A 13655-nucleotide genomic window follows, 5' to 3' on the forward strand; every position below is an offset into this window, starting at 1 on the left:
CTCTTAGCCTAGGAAACCTTTCTTACTGCTCTTTTTTTATTGTATCGCTCAATTAAATGCCCTGTTAACGCGATAATAAGACCTATAATTAGCCCATCAACAATTGGACTGGAGATGAATTTCAAATAGGGTATTTTACTTAATGGAAGCCAATAAACACCAAGGTTCATACCGATTACATAACCAAAGAAAAATCCCGTTAAATAAGTTTCCCTTGGTGGATCTTCGCCGTCCTGGTGATAATTAATTACGATGGCTTTGTTATATGCCTGCCAAATGCCAAAAATATATGCGGATGGATAAAATAAACCCCACTGATCGTTAAAAACGTTATGAGATTTTATGTCAGCCTGAAAGGAAAGTATGATAGACGCATTTATGCCAGATAGGCCATTTATTAATACTTCAGCTATAAATAAAACCGTTCCAAAAATATATTGACCATTATAATATTGTCCAAATCCTGACATGGTAATTGCCCATAATAGGGCAGCAACAGGGGATTTATATTCTTTCATTTTTTGATACTCTTTTCTGTAACTCCAACAAAAGACGAACACCAAGCATAAAGAGCAAAACACTAATAAACGTGATTAGCCAGTTCCAATTCATATATACGATTAAGTTGGTATATTTTTTCAAAATTACTTCAAGAACTGTAATTCCAGAAGTATATAAAACACATTGAATAATGATACCAAGCCAGCCTGATCGGTATGAAGTTTGGTAAAAATAAACGTTAATAACTGGAAATGCGATAAGTTCAAAAAGTAAACTTGAGGAAAAGTATTGGCTTAAAAAATTTTCGGGGTACTTAATCAGATTTAATTTTGCAACGATAGCACCAAAAAAGTTTGCAAAATAAGCAGTGACAAAAAAAGCCAATATCCACTCTTTCATTGGACTTTTTCTTAAACTGAAAACAAAAAGTGCAATAAATGCTCCTAACGAGAACCATAAGATAATTTTATCCATAGGTTAATTACACCTTTCTTAAATAATTAATTTGCTTTTATTATCCAACTTTAAGGCTTCAATAATCGGGCGTTTGATAGTATGAGTATTGCGGATAGAATGAGCCACTAGTGCGAAGTTTACAGAACGTTTGCGAATAATTGAGCCAGTGAGTGAGTATATTGGGCTTGCGAACTGCAGTAAGCCCAATTGTATCATTGTTTTTGCAATAGGCTTAATAATTGAGACAGGCAACACAGGGAATCAAAGATCCATTTTTGGCGGCTCTTCAAGCCATCCTTTAGACATCATAAGCATAGTACCCTCCCGAACGTATGCAAATACATCTTTTGCTTGTATCCCTGTTTTTGTTATCAGGTCATTACGCCATAACAATGCACCACTAAAACCCTGACCTCCCATACTCATACTGCCCAAAAGATAATTGCAAAACATCATGAGTCTTTCTGAAAATGGAGCAATGGTTGAACTGGTAACTGTTCCCCCCGGTGTTGCAGGTGATTGAATATTATTTTGCAAAAGGATATCTCTATCTTCTTTTAAAATTTCTTTTGAAAGTTCCATGCCTTTTGTAAAATATTTTTGCACTTCCTCATCTTTGGCACATTAGGCAAACCCTTTTAGTAATTGCATCCCCGTAATATTGCCTTCGACTGCACGATAAAGTATGCCGAATTCAACCATATTTAATTGCCGCTTATGTCCCAAAATATTCGTACCCTTCATGTATTGTTTATCCGTAATGAAATCAATTGAGTTTGGCATGGTGACATAAGTCGGACGCGATAGCACAGACTTTTCAAGCAGATATTGCGTAAACCGATTATAATAAGTCACTGTTATTTTAGTAAGTTGCTCATACAGTTTAATGATATCTTCTCTATAAGCTATTGTTAGATGAAGTGCATATAACCCCGTACTAATTTCCTTCAGTACCCGGCAAAACATAATATCAAATTCATTTTCCCATAACCTTGGTGCTTGTAAATTGACATCTTTTTCTGTGAAACCTTCTGGTGGTGCAGCCCCCTCATTCTCAAGCATGGCTTTTATTTCGATAGCCCTTGGATGAAGTTGTTCCCATAAGCCTGTCATAAGATTTTTGGCTTCTTCATCGTCGGCTTGCTCGATAAAATACTCTAACATTGCAAAATCAATGTTTTTTTATGGTATGTTTAGCCATAGTGCACCAAGTTCAGAAGAACCCATTTTAGGTTGATTATTCACTGCATAAACCTCCAAAATACATATTTTAAGGTTAGTTTTTGTTTTTCCCTAAAAAACATGCATTTAGGTTGAATGCCTATCTGATCGACCTCGATTTCCAAATGATAAATACATTACATACTTACGTACAATGCTGAGGGGGGCAGTAATATTTGCTACATGGAGTAGGATAAAATCAAATGATCAGTATATTATTGTCTATTTTACTAACGTTACCGTGACACCCCGTAACAGGCCCTGAATCTATTTCCCCCTAAACTCCGCCAACAATGCCTCAAATTCAGCAATATCCTCTTCTGTTTCTACCGCTTCACGTTTCTTCCACGTTGCCTTATTTCGTTTTTGTTTATATGTATCAAACCAATCCGGCACGACCTCTGCCTGGTGCCCACTTGCCCATGAATTCGCCACGTGCTGGGATCGTGTTTGTCGCTGGTTCCGGAATGCTGTCTCTTCCGCCAATGCATCCTCGATACTCATAATTCCCTTTCTTGTCCAATTTTGTAATATCCCCTTCACATAACTCCAGCTCATTTTATTACGCTCTATCGCACGTCTCATTGCTTCGAGCACTAATGGCTCACCGACATCTCGCACCCAATTTAGCAGTGCATCAGTAACGTATGGACTAATCTCACCAAAATTGTTCTGATAAAACACAAATGCATCTTCTGCAGCAGTAGTAGTTTGGCTTTGTATGGTTTGGTCTCTATTTTGTTTTTGTTTAATTAATGTGCCCGCATCCCGGTCTGTCAGGCGGTTCATCCCCCGGTCCATAAGGGGGTCCATATCTTGGTTCACAAAAGGGGCCGGATCATCATCCATCAAACGATTTGATTCCATTTTTTGCTGCTCAACCAAGTCCATTTGCCCACTGTCCGTAATCTGATTTTCATTCGAAGTTACATGCCAATTCACGGTTAGGTTATCCAATTCACCAAACTGCCGATTAGGCCCTTGCGTATCCATACCAACACATTGCCGCCGCTCACTATGCTCCTCCCATACCACATCATCAACGTTGTTTCCTTTTACCTCCGACAATGGAATCATGCGATAAACGGGTGCCTGATTATTTGGACGTGATTGATAGTTGATATAGCCTTTCTCCTTTAGTTCCTTTCTTGCCCGTTTAAACGAACTCTCCGTTAATCCCGACCTTAAACGAAGCAATGGCCAAGACGCCACAAACGTTTTACTCCACATTGTTTTGTTATTGACATGCATCAAAATGTACCATAATAATGCTGCTGATGCAGATACTGGATTTTGTTCCGCCCTATCATGAAATGCATTGATTTCTTTTATGTAATTCATTTTCTTCCGTCCTCTCTATTTTCAAAATGGCAATCTACGTGATACCAAGCGGATCATTCCCTCACACAATGGAATGATCCCTACCAAAACGCCCCTTAAATCGGTCAGTTAGGATCTTCTGTGTTTTGGTTTGCTGAGGTATACAGTCCGTTAATCATAGGATAGAAAATCCCTAATCCCGGCGTTCTCCAACCGTTTTTTCGCTGTTTTCCTCCAGCTCTTCACCGCATCCACTGTAACCCCTTCCTGCTCAGCAATGTCTGTCAAAAGCATGTCACCAATAATATGGTATTTCACCCATTTCCACTGGTTGTCAGTCAGCATGGCGCGCACCTTCTGCCAAAACACATCGTCCCACATCTCCACCCCGCTATCGTCGGGAATCGGCAAGTTTGTTTTGCAATCGTGGTTGCCATCATCTATTTTTAATTTTTCATGTTGGATAAATGTCTTTTGGTGTTGGTTTTCTCGTTTCTTTTTACGAAGCATATCAATTAATCGATTGCGGATGGTAAAGTTGAAGTAAGTCGACATAACTCCTTGATCCGGTCTATACTTTTTATAGGCACACCACATGGCATATAAACCTTCCACGTAAAATTCGTTATGTGGATCTTGGATGTTTAGTTTGTGAATCTGGTAATGAATTCGTCGCTCATTTTGTTTAAAAATATCCTCAAAACTTGCTGCTCCCCAATTTGCCTTTTTTTCATACCCCCTTTCCCCATGAATCTTATCCTCCTTTTCCCCGCGGGCCCCGGCCCTATCGTGCTGAACAACACGGCTATCCTCCTGATTACTTCCCTCCCCAGGTCGCACTTCCACACACTTTTCTTCTTTGTTCCGCTTTCCATTTACCATCTCTCGCCTCTTTTCTCAAAAGCCAGCTTCCACCGTATAATCAAAATATAGATTATCTTCATGTTCATTAGCCGAAACATGGCTACCTCCATCTTGAGGGCGCTAATTATACGGAAAAAATGAAGATAAGTTTTAGAGGATAATATATAATAGGAATCATACATGGCCGATAGATGCCAATGTATCGATTTCAATATTTTACAGAAGGTGACTTTTGATCTATTTTTATACGTTCCCCTATTCCTATTATCGTAGGGGATAGTCAAAAAGTAGCATGTTATTTTAATTGACACAAATCGTTCATATTTAAACATGAGCCATCCATGCTGAACAACATTGAAAAGTCATTTGTACGCTGACAATAGGGTTGCCCATCTTTGCAAGCCAGGCTTACGGACGAGCAACCCACGTTTACGAATTCAACCTTCCCCATCTACGTAACGATTCCAGTCTACCCATTTCTTCCTCAATTTTTGTTTAGCCGTTTTCGCCCAACTATGGACTGCTGCGATGGAAACACCCTCCTGCCCCGCAATCTCGTGATTCGAAAGACCCAGTAAAATATGAAACTTCACCCATTTCCACTGATTAACAGTCAGTAAAGCCTGAACCTGCTGTGATAGCTCCGCCTCATGGATCGCCATCACCAGATCATCGTGAATCAGCATATTGACATTGCAGCGGCGATTTCCACTTTCCCGCCTTTTCATTTCTTCATGGTAATACATCTTGTCATAGCGTTGTTGGCAAGCTTTTTTTCGTAGTAAATCAATTAAACGGTTGTGGATCGTGTTGTGAAGGTGCGTAGAAAGTTGCGATTTCTCTGGTTGGAACGTATGGTACGCTTCCCATAAAGCACATAACCCTTCCTGGTAAAACTCCCGGTGTGGGTCAACGATGTTTAACTTGTGGATGTGGTAATAAATTCTTCCCTCATGTTTCATTAAAACTGTTTCAAAAGATTCCCCAATCGCAGAATTCATTTACAGCCTCTCCCATAAAAGGCCAGCCTCTTTATAATATGCGCATTACCTCTATTATGTCAGATTGTGTCAAATCGACCTAAATCCGGATTCCGCTGCATTAATTGTCGAAACTACTCGAAATAACAAGCTAATTATGTCGACTAAACTCGAATTATAGCGCGATTTGCGGTTAGCGCCGATTATTGTCGATAGATTATGCACAATCACAAAGATAGGTATTTATGACTATTTAGTGACATTCTATGATCCGTCTAAAAGTGCTTACTGATTGGTTCATAAAAATTGGCCTTTTGTTTCGCTATTGCATTAATTTAAAAGGACATGTCATAAGGGAAAAAGGTTATATGGGGATAGACCCCAAATACGAAATTGCTAATGAACGAGGCATTCCATTGTATAAGGGATATAACGATCCCGCTTACATCTGAATAGGCAGGCAAAAACGTCATACCAATTAGAAAGAATATGGTGAAAAAAGATGCTCAGAATTGCACGGGGACGAAAGGAAAAGTAATGAAAAATCCGCCGGTTTTAAAGGGGAAAACCAGCGGACAATTTATTCATTTTTACCTTGGGATTGCTGACTTTTCTGACGCATGACCTTTACATCTCTGTATTACTGCAACGGTACCATGCCCTTGCCAAAAATTCCTTGACCACATTATAAGACATCCATATTTTTTGTTTGCTGCTTTTACTGTTCCAGCAATAGTATATTTATCGTTGTTCATAACAGCAGCTAGATTCTAGTTGTTCGTTAATACTGCATGTCTGTTTATTTATGATTTTTCATTTAGCTCCATCATCTTAAACAGTAAATACTGTTTTCAAATCAATAAGCAGATCATCAAATATGGAAACCGTCACTTTATCTTCCTCACCATATAAATCTGGTCGTCCAAATCGTCGATTATTTTCAAGTGTAAAAACACTTATCATTTTTTCTTCCGGTTCAATTATCCAATATTCTTTCACGCCAGCCTGCTCGTAAATATTAAACTTTTCCATTTTATCTTTTCTCGCAGTAGAAGGTGAGATAATCTCCACAATTAGATCAGGGCTGCCTTGACAACCACGTTCATTCAGCTTATTTTTATTACAAATAATGGAAATATCAGGTTCTAATATATACTCCTTGTCTGCTTCATTTTCATGATCTCCTGCTGGGTCTAATACTACATGAAATGGTGCTGGATATACTTCACAATCCTTATCCAATAAATAATTTGCAATTTGCCGATGAACTTCTGATAATACTTTTTGGTGTATTCTTGAAGGTGCGGCTTGCATATAGGCTTTACCCGCAATAATCTCTATTCTTTCATTTTCCGGCCACGATAAATAATCCGAATACGTGTAGACTCGATCTTTTTTCGGTAATGACACATCAATCACCCCAAATAAGATTTTCTTTTATTATAACTCAACTTTCGCACCAAGAAAATTGCAGTGAACTCAGTACGCGTAGGTGCGTGTAGCGTCTGACATATCATGCTTGACATTTGGTTTAAACATGAAAAAACACCTCAACGTTTGGTATAGTTGATTTGAGCGAATCACTACCAAAACAGAAGAGGTGTCTCCTACTATGATAGCGAATAATGACCCGAATAATCAACTGCCAAATGAAATAAAAGCAACATTTAAAGAATTGAATGTGATCAAGCACTTGCGTGACGCGGGCATTACGAAGTCCTTTGGTTTTTCCTGTGCTTATATTTTTCAGCTAATCTTTTGTTTGATCTTTGAAAACAAAAACTGGTTTCGGACGCTGGAAAGCAAGAAATCCGCGGATGTTCCGGCCAAGGATACCGTTTATAGGTTTCTGAACCAATCAACGTTCAATTGGCGTCGGTTTCTGCTTTCACTCGTCGCTTATACGATTGGAAAAGTGTCAAAGCTGACGCACCATGACCGCCCGAAGGTATTCATTTTAGATGATTCATCTTATGACCGGAACCGAAGCAAACACGTGGAGCTTCTGGCTCGCTGCTTTGATCATGCATCACAGAAAATGCGTTTCTATAAAGGGTTTCGTATGTTGACACTGGGTTGGTCTGATGGTGCTACATTCCTCCCCGTTGACTTTTCGTTATTGAGTTCGAAAAAAAGTAAAATCAACGGTATTTCTGAAAGTATTGATAAACGCAGTTCCGGCTACAAGCGCCGACGAGAAGCGTTGCAAACAGCTCCGGAACAAATTCCGGGTATGATTGCGCGGGCAATGAAAGCCGGCATTGATGCCTCCTATGTGCTGATGGATTCATGGTTTACACAACAGCCTCTCATTAAAGATCTGACAGAACAAGGTCTTGACGTGATTGGCATGGTCAAAAAACTAAAACAGCGTTACCTTGTAGGTGGCAAGCGTGTTAGCTTGGATCAACTATACCGCTTGGCTACACCAACCGATGGGAAAAGAGGTATTTTACGCTCCATCCACACGACACAGGCCAATGGTGTGCCTGTCAAAGTCGTTTTCGTCCGCAACCGAAATAAGAAAAGTGATTGGCTTGCGATTTTGAGTACAAACTGTACATTGAGCGACCAGGAAATCATCCGAATTTACGGCATGCGCTGGGATATTGAAGTTTTCTTCAAAACGACTAAGTCTCTTTTGAAACTTCAGAAGGAATTCCAGAGTCGCTCCTATGACGCTCTCATCAGCCACACAACCATTGTGTTTGCAAGGTATATTGTGCTGTCATGGCAAAACCGCTGCAGTACAGATAACCGAACATTAGGCGGCATGTTTTATGAGTTATGTGATGAAGTGAATGATCTCGATTGGGCTGTGGCTTTACAGCAGTTAATCGAGCTCCTAGAAGATACCCTGAAAAAAAGTAATAAGAAAATGCAACAACTCATCAAAAGTCAACTACAACAATGGATTGCGGGTCTGCCGAACTATATCAAGGTTTACCTACCTATTTCAGTCTGCGAAAGTTGAGTTATAACATTTTCTGCTTCAAGAAAGGATAGTTAAACTTTCTAAACTTATACCTCTTCCACAATATCCTTCGTTTGCAGTATAAGCACCTTTCCCTTACGTGTCCACTCGGATTTCAATACCCGTTCCTTCACCCAACCGATTCTCCTGATCAGCTAATCTTCTTAGTGATTTTAATTTGTCCATTTCTCCCATTTTTCCCTTCTCAATAGCCTTTCTCAGTACGGACAGGGATTGGGTGATATTTCCACGTTGTACCGGAAACGGATATCCATCCTTGCCCCCATGGGCAAATGCATATCTTACAGGATCATGGAAGGATGGCTGCGTACCATGCGTAACCTCCGCCACCATGGCCAATGCCCGTAATGTACTTGGCCCTACTCCCTCAGTCTCCAACAACTGTTGATACGTTTTTGGCGGTTTATCATAAATCTTGTATAAAATCTTGTCCAAATAGCGGGAAGATGGAATGGGGTGACTATCCGGCATGGTAATGATAGGGTGTGCAGGGGCAGTTTCCGGAGCCTTCGTTGATACATGGTCATCCCAAATTGTCTCATCAAAAAGACTAAGTTGTTGTGAAGCCTGATTTTTCCTTTCAATACGAAGATTAATAATTTCATCATAGACCTTTTTGACTTCATCTGGCTTTTCTCGACATATTTCAACTGAGGCCAACCTTGTTGTGTGATTTTGCCCTGATACTAAATTAAGTACTCTTTTTCCATGTACACCGCATACGGCCTTGTGGGGATCCTCCGTAAAACACCTTACATCCTCGCTTAACCAGTGATACCGGCGGGCATAACGGCTTTTTCCATTCATTCCCTGTTGAATAACCGCCCAATCTCCAGATCGGTCAAAAACTAGGAAATGATGATATAACTGATAACCATCTTGCACAGCGGCTGAATCCACCTTAGCTACCGTGCGGCTTGTCTGTTGCAGTTGAACTAAATCATTCGACAAACCATATTTTTCACCAGCCTCTGCAATTTCCACTGGGGTCCTTCTGGAGGCTTTGCCCTTTCCGCCAACCAAAAACAGCCCTAATTCGCCCTGAAACTGTCTTAGACCTTCCTTAAGGGCTCCGCATACAACTGTTGTTAAGCCGGAAGAATGCCAATCAAATCCAAGTACACTACCAAAGGATTGAAACCAGACAGGATCCGACAGTCTGCGCAAAACCTCTGATGTTCCATATTCCATTACCATTACCTGAACGATGGATGCTCCTAACTCTTTCATTTTTGTAAATAGCCAGGGCGGGCAATGGCCGCCATGAAGCGGGGCATTTGCCATACCTGTTCTCATAGGTTACACCTCACTTTTCTCCATTTTATCATAGCAAGCAATATGACATTAGCTATGACTGTTATTTGGAGGTATTTACCTGAGGCAACGTTTACCAAATGATTTTTTTGTGGGTGGAATGGCGGAATTGTTTCATTTACTCGAACAAATGGAACACATGCCCTTCATAACATCGATGAAACCATTTTTCCCGGAATATCAACTTAGTTCAGGTCTTCTCATGAGTAAGTATTTACGTCGCTAGCTGAATGGCGGCATCGTTACTATGATGGCTGCCGAACCAATCACGATTTGGTCTCACGGGCTTGACCGAGTGCAGCCTTAATCGCCTCTTCGATTTCTTTGTAACCTGTGCACCGGCAAATATTGGATTCTAACCAGTTCTTAATAACGTCATCCGTCGGATCTGGGTGGTTGTTCATTAATGCATGACAATTCATGATAAATCCAGGAGTACAATAACCACATTGAAACGCAAACTTTTCAATAAATTGTGTCTGAATAGGAGAATCATGCAGCCCCTCAATCGTTGTTATTTCTTTATTCTGTCCCTCCACAGCAAGCATAAGACATGATTTCATTGGTTCACCCTCAACGTCAACTGTACAGGCGCCACAATCACCATTTAAGCAGCCCGGTTTCGCACCAGTTAAACCAAGTTTTTCGCGTAATACATATAATAATGTATCTGCATTTCGTGCATGGAATGAACGCTCCCTGCCATTGATGTAAAACGTTATTTCCTGCTCATTCACTCATCTCTCCCCTTCCCAAAGCATGAATTGCATCTTGTAATATATTTTTCAATACAAACATCCTGTATGCATTTGACCCGTGCACATCATTTAAAACCTTCCCGGGGATATGTTGAAGCGCCTTGTCGATTCGATCTATCACCCGTAACCTTTTATTATTTAATTCTTCCTCCATTTTTTGGTTACGAAAGGGATAGGCACATAATCCGCTAAATGCCGTATTGATTCGACCTTCTTTTTTAACGGCTGCAATTGTTATTAAGGGATAGCCAACCCCCCATTGACGTCTCTTTTTAACAGTGAAATAAGGTAATTGAATGGCCTTTTGGTCAATTTTCACCTGAACAAGGAACTCCCCGTCATGTAATTGCAACTTCTGACCAAACAGCTTATTAATCGGTTTTTCTTTTAGTCCATCCTTGGTTGCGATAACAACGTTACTATCCGTTAACAACAGTGGTAGTACGGCCTCCCTGTAAATGATATTGGCACAAATGTTTCCACCCAATGTAATCTTATTTCGAGCAGTATGATCCGCGATTTCTGATATGACCTTTTCCATAAAGGGGTATAATTGCATATCCCGGATTCTTGTCAAAGACAGTGCAGCCCCAAGTACAAGCTGCTTTTTATTTTTTTCATACGTTTGGCATTCAGGAATCTTTTTTATATCGATAACTGCATCCGCCACCATTTTATTGACCCTGCCAAGTGTAATAATTTCTGTTCCACCGGAATAATAAATCGGGTTTTTTTGTTGTTTCTTTAATGATTCATATTGTCCGATTGCCTCCTGAATAGAGGTAGGTTGATAATAGGCAAAATTATACGAGATCATATTTGTTCAATCCCTGCTTTCTTTCGCCAAATGTATTCTGGAGTTAATGGAAGTTTGTTTAGTTCCAGGCCCGTCGCATTTGACAATGCATTTGCCAAGGCTGCAGGCATACCAATCAATGCATGCTCACCGACACCACGCGCACCATATGGACCATCGAGATGGGCTGTTTCAAGGAAATCCGCAACGTACTCTGGATGATCCCCGTAACGAAATGTGCCATAAGTCCGCAGTTTTGGGATGGGAATTGTTCCATCTTGATTAAAGGCTAGTGTCTCCGCACTTGCGTGGTTTAGCCCCATGCTCATGGACCCCATCACCTGCCCCAGTGCGGTCTTATAATTTAACACTTTACCAATATCAATCACGGAATATGCTTTTAGTAGTTTATACGTAAAATCAGTTGGATCAAATTCAACTTCAACACCTTGGGCGCCAACCGTCCATTCCGGGCCCGTTTTTCCTTTTCCCGTTTGATTATCGAGATGCGTTAGATGCCTGATCGTGTAATTTCCTTTCCCAATGACCTGACCACCGATTGAATGGCCATTCGGGTATTGGTATCCATAACAAACATCCTTCATATGGACAAATGTACAAGGGTCATCACGAACATAGACCTTCTCATAACCAACTTCCAAATCTTCTGGGGAACAGGTTAAAACCCGGGAGGCGATATCCCTTAATTGCTCCACTGCATCATCAGCAGCTTTCAATAGTGCCCGGCCTGCCAGTAACGTTCCCCTGCTTGCAACTGTTTTATAATGCTCTGGAATGGTTTTCGTATCCACTTCCATCTGTACGTGTACCTTATTTACATCCATTTTTAATCGTTCAGCTAGTAACTGTGCAAGAACTGTTTTTGTACCCATGCCTATTTCTACTATGCCGGACAGGATATTGACACTTCCATCCGTATTAAAAAGTAGAACAACACCCGAGCTGGCCCCTGAAATAGTGGACGTCTTCCAGGAGCAGCACATGCCTTTAACCCGAAGTTTACGTTCATTGACCGGTACGATCAGTCCTTCTCGCCAGTTCATCAATTCCTTTAATTTATCGATACAACCTGGTAAATCACCAATAGAACTTTCATTTAATAATGTTTGTGTTGGAGAAGTATGTCCCTTTAAAATTGCATTTTTTTTGCGAAATTCCAATGGATCCATATCGAGTTTACGGGCCAGCATGTCCATTGCCCTTTCAAATACAAACAATATTTCGGAATGGCTGAAACCCCGATACGCCGTTGTATAAGGATGGTTGGTATACACACATATCGCATCACAAGATACATGGTCAATATTATATGGTCCCGTACCGGTTGCGGCAACAGCCTTGGTTAACAAGGTTCCCTTATCAGCATATGCACCAGTGTCAATCATATAGGTTATTTTTGCCGCGGTGAGTTTCCCGTCGGTGGTCGCCCCAAGTTTGATTTTGGCATTAAGCCCCATACGTACAGGTGCGGTGATCATATCCTCCTCCCTCGTAAATAAAAGTTTAACCCGCTTCCCACCAATTGCCTTGCTAGCCAAATAGGCAATTAACTCCAACTGAATTGCTACCTTTCCTCCAAAAGCCCCGCCAACGAACGGGACCTTGGCAATAATTTTACCTTCATCGAGATGGAATATATCACTTAATTCCTTTTTGATACCGTATGGTGCCTGTGTTGTGGATGTAATATGGACTACCCCATCCGGTTTTATTTCCACGATGGCACATCTTGTCTCCATTGCCGAATGGTCTGAAGGAGCGAGAGAAAAATCTCCCTCTATACTGATGTCACTCCCTTGCCAACCTTGATCCATGCTTCCCTTTCTAACCTTTACATGATTAGCAATGTTTGTGTTTAATTCAGGATAAACATCCGCGATTTTTTCATATATAGCCAAATCCTTATGTAATAGTGTTGTTTCGGGTTCGAGGGCCTGTAATGGGTCGTTTACCACAGGTAGGGGCTCATACGTTACCTCAATCAATTCTGCAGCCTGTTTTGCAATGAACGGATGCTCAGCCACAACCGCCGCAATCGGCTCCCCAAAATAACGTACCCTTTCATAAGCCAAAATAGGACGGTCTTTTATCTCCGCCCCTGTGAGAGGTAGTGCCTCCCCTAATATAATTGCATGAACCCCTGTTACCTTCTTCGCCTTTGACGTATCAATTTTCTTTAGTTTTGCATGTGCATGGGCACTAACCTTCAACTTAACATGCAGCATCTGTGCATCCGATAAATCGTCTGTATATTTAGCCGCTCCTGTTACTTTTTCAGCGGCATCTTTACGGTAAACACCTTTTCCAATACTCCAATCCATGAATCTATTCACCCCAAATACGTAATATGTACTAGCATACCTCTTTCGGGGAAAAATATTATTGATTTTATCATTTGTAGCAAGCTTGCTTATACCCACCAATTTTTT

Annotated in this window: 12 protein-coding genes and 1 pseudogene; 1 reads left to right on the forward strand and 12 read right to left on the reverse strand. The window is 40.8% G+C overall.

The genetic code is table 11. From position 1 onward, the window contains the following. Nucleotides 1–8 precede the first annotated feature (8 nt). From WMZ97_RS10650 to WMZ97_RS10685, 8 genes and pseudogenes are all read right to left on the reverse strand, one after another. Nucleotides 9–518, reverse strand: coding sequence for a hypothetical protein (locus WMZ97_RS10650; protein WP_343272069.1), 510 nt, complete (start codon nucleotides 516–518; stop codon nucleotides 9–11). Further along, complete coding sequence (locus tag WMZ97_RS10655; RefSeq protein ID WP_343272070.1) at nucleotides 505–975, reverse strand: CBO0543 family protein; 471 nt, start codon at nucleotides 973–975, stop codon at nucleotides 505–507. The genes WMZ97_RS10650 and WMZ97_RS10655 overlap by 14 nt, the downstream gene beginning before the upstream one ends. Nucleotides 976–1218: 243 nt before the next feature. Then, nucleotides 1219–1569: pseudogene (locus WMZ97_RS10660) on the reverse strand (DUF3231 family protein); the annotation flags it as partial. A 12-nt stretch (nucleotides 1570–1581) separates the two neighbouring features. Further along, the gene (locus WMZ97_RS10665) at nucleotides 1582–2121 is read right to left on the reverse strand and encodes a DUF3231 family protein (RefSeq protein ID WP_343272071.1); all 540 of its coding nucleotides are present in this window, start codon (nucleotides 2119–2121) and stop codon (nucleotides 1582–1584) included. A 324-nt stretch (nucleotides 2122–2445) separates the two neighbouring features. After that, nucleotides 2446–3519 carry a DnaD domain-containing protein gene (locus WMZ97_RS10670; protein WP_343272072.1) on the reverse strand — a complete coding sequence of 358 codons (1074 nt, stop codon included), beginning with the start codon at nucleotides 3517–3519 and terminating at the stop codon, nucleotides 2446–2448. A gap of 150 nt (nucleotides 3520–3669) precedes the next feature. Further along, complete coding sequence (locus WMZ97_RS10675) at nucleotides 3670–4380, reverse strand: sigma-70 family RNA polymerase sigma factor (protein WP_343272073.1); 711 nt, start codon at nucleotides 4378–4380, stop codon at nucleotides 3670–3672. 419 nt (nucleotides 4381–4799) lie between these two features. After that, a complete protein-coding gene (locus WMZ97_RS10680; RefSeq protein ID WP_343272074.1) occupies nucleotides 4800–5363 on the reverse strand; it encodes a sigma-70 family RNA polymerase sigma factor in 564 nt (187 codons plus the stop codon). 810 nt (nucleotides 5364–6173) lie between these two features. Then, nucleotides 6174–6752, reverse strand: a complete 579-nt coding sequence (locus tag WMZ97_RS10685) for a Uma2 family endonuclease (protein ID WP_343272075.1) — start codon at nucleotides 6750–6752, stop codon at nucleotides 6174–6176. Between the two features lie 202 nt (nucleotides 6753–6954). On the opposite strand from WMZ97_RS10685, the gene WMZ97_RS10690 reads away from it, so the two are divergent. After that, nucleotides 6955–8316: an IS4 family transposase gene (locus WMZ97_RS10690; protein WP_343272076.1), complete on the forward strand. Its 1362-nt coding sequence runs from the start codon at nucleotides 6955–6957 to the stop codon at nucleotides 8314–8316. Between the two features lie 96 nt (nucleotides 8317–8412). Here the strand turns inward: WMZ97_RS10690 and WMZ97_RS10695 are convergent, their stop codons facing one another. From WMZ97_RS10695 to WMZ97_RS10710, 4 genes are all read right to left on the reverse strand, one after another. After that, on the reverse strand, nucleotides 8413–9621 hold the full coding sequence (locus tag WMZ97_RS10695; RefSeq protein WP_405027685.1) for a DUF763 domain-containing protein: 1209 nt from the start codon (nucleotides 9619–9621) through the stop codon (nucleotides 8413–8415). Between the two features lie 296 nt (nucleotides 9622–9917). Continuing rightward, nucleotides 9918–10388 carry a (2Fe-2S)-binding protein gene (locus WMZ97_RS10700; protein ID WP_343272078.1) on the reverse strand — a complete coding sequence of 157 codons (471 nt, stop codon included), beginning with the start codon at nucleotides 10386–10388 and terminating at the stop codon, nucleotides 9918–9920. After that, a complete protein-coding gene (locus tag WMZ97_RS10705; protein WP_343272079.1) occupies nucleotides 10381–11226 on the reverse strand; it encodes an FAD binding domain-containing protein in 846 nt (281 codons plus the stop codon). Before WMZ97_RS10705 ends, WMZ97_RS10700 begins: the two co-directional genes overlap by 8 nt. Continuing rightward, nucleotides 11223–13547 carry a xanthine dehydrogenase family protein molybdopterin-binding subunit gene (locus WMZ97_RS10710; protein ID WP_343272080.1) on the reverse strand — a complete coding sequence of 775 codons (2325 nt, stop codon included), beginning with the start codon at nucleotides 13545–13547 and terminating at the stop codon, nucleotides 11223–11225. Before WMZ97_RS10710 ends, WMZ97_RS10705 begins: the two co-directional genes overlap by 4 nt. Nucleotides 13548–13655: the final 108 nt, after the last annotated feature.

The sequence above is a fragment of the Lentibacillus songyuanensis genome (assembly GCF_039548255.1).
Lineage (GTDB): Bacteria > Bacillota > Bacilli > Bacillales > Amphibacillaceae > Lentibacillus_C > Lentibacillus_C songyuanensis.